2 protein-coding genes and 1 pseudogene are annotated in these 1,615 nt (G+C 69.7%); all 3 read right to left on the reverse strand.

Annotated features, from left to right (window positions below; genetic code table 11):
• Nucleotides 1-328, reverse strand: a 328-nt coding sequence (locus ABT116_RS44845; RefSeq protein ID WP_351646763.1) for a homocysteine S-methyltransferase family protein, incomplete at its 3' end; no start/stop codon positions are given.
• Entirely contained in the window at nt 325-1,308 is a 984-nt protein-coding gene (locus tag ABT116_RS44850) for a carbohydrate kinase family protein (RefSeq protein WP_351646766.1), read from the reverse strand. The genes ABT116_RS44850 and ABT116_RS44845, both read right to left, overlap by 4 nt.
• 36 nt (nt 1,309-1,344) lie before the next feature.
• Nucleotides 1,345-1,521: pseudogene (locus ABT116_RS44855) on the reverse strand (methionine adenosyltransferase domain-containing protein); the annotation flags it as partial.
• Between the last annotated feature and the right edge of the window lie 94 nt (nt 1,522-1,615).

Genomic DNA, 1,615 nt, shown 5'->3' on the forward strand with positions numbered 1-1,615 from the left:
TCCTTGAAGGCCGAGCCCTTGTAGAAGTTCGTGATCTCCCACGGGCCCTGGACGATCGAGGCGACCTTGCCGTTGACGAACGCGTCGCCCCGAAGGTGTTGGTCTCCACGCAGTCGACACCCACCGCGAAGTACTCCGCGTGCACCGACCGCACGATGTCCGGCCGGGTGATGTTCAGGATCTCGTTGCAGCCCTCGAGCTGCTGGAAGTCCTCGAGAGAGGGATCCTGCGCCTGCAACATCGTGCCCATCGCGCCGTCGGCCACCACCACGCGGGTGGCGAGCGCTTCACGCAGGGCGGCTGCCCGGGTCGGGGCTGAGGTGGTCATGGGGCGACCGCCAACCGCGAGGCGATGTCCTCGGCCGACTGGTGGCCGTAGGTTCCGCCGATCCTGGCCAGCAGATCCGCGGCGAGCAGCTTGTACTCCTGGGGGCCGATGGATTCGATCACCACGGTGGCCAGTGCGCAGCCGAGTTGAGCCGCGCGCTCGTAGGGAAGCCGCCAGGCGAGGCCGGCGAGGAAACCCGCGCGGAACGCGTCGCCCACCCCCGTCGGGTCGACCACGTCGTCCGTCCGCACCGCCGGGATGTCGAGCGTGTCCGTCCCCGCCGCCGCCAGGGACACGCCGTCGGCGCCGCGGGTGACGATCCAGGTCCGCACCCTGGCGAGTACCTCATCGCGGCTCCAGCCGGTCCGCTCCAGGAGCAGCGCCGCCTCGTACTCGTTGGTGAACAGCAGATGTGCACCGTCCACCAGGCGCCGAGTCTGATCGGGGTCCAAGCGGGCCAGCTGCTGGGAAGGGTCGGCGGCGACCGGAACACCCAGTGCGTGAGCGGTGGTCGTGTGGCGCAGCATCGCCTCGGGGTCGTCGGCACCGACGATGACGAGGTCGAGGGGCTCCGCGCGGCGATGCACCTCGCCGAGGTCGATCCGGCCGGCCTCGGCCATGGCCCCCGCGTAGAAGGTGGCGATCTGGTTCTGGTCGGCATCCGTGGTGCACACGAAGCGGGCGGTGTGCAGCGTTTCGCTGACCCGGACCGACGACGTGTCCACACCGTGCTCCGTGAGCCAGGCGTCGTAATCGGCGAAATCCACGCCCGCGGCACCGACGAGCACGGGGCGCAAGCCGAACCGGCCGAGCCCCAGAGCGATGTTCGCCGCGACGCCGCCTCGGCGCACGTCCAGGCGGTCGGCGAGGAACGACAGTGACACCCGGTCGAGCTGTTCGGTGAGGAGCTGCTCCTTGAAGCGGCCGGGAAAGATCAGCAAATGGTCGGTGGCTATCGAGCCGGTGACTGCAATGCGCACAGCCATCTCCCTTCTTGCCTGTCGGACAGACCTTGGTCAGGACAGGCCGGCGGCCTTGCGGAGGGCGTCGGCGCGGTCGGTGCGTTCCCAGGTGAAGTCGGGGAGTTCGCGGCCGAAGTGGCCGTAGGCGGCGGTCTGCGTGTAGATCGGGCGGAGCAGGTCGAGGTCGCGGATGATGGCGGCGGGGCGCAGGTCGAAGACCTCTGCGACGGCCCGGCGTACCCCTGGGTGTACGTCGTCTCCCGGACCGTGCCCTGACCCGGCCACCGGGGCCGATTGTCAGACCCCGCCCGTAGAGTCGGAGACA

Source organism: Streptomyces sp. NPDC002130 (genome assembly GCF_040296465.1).
In the GTDB taxonomy this organism is placed as follows: domain Bacteria; phylum Actinomycetota; class Actinomycetes; order Streptomycetales; family Streptomycetaceae; genus Streptomyces.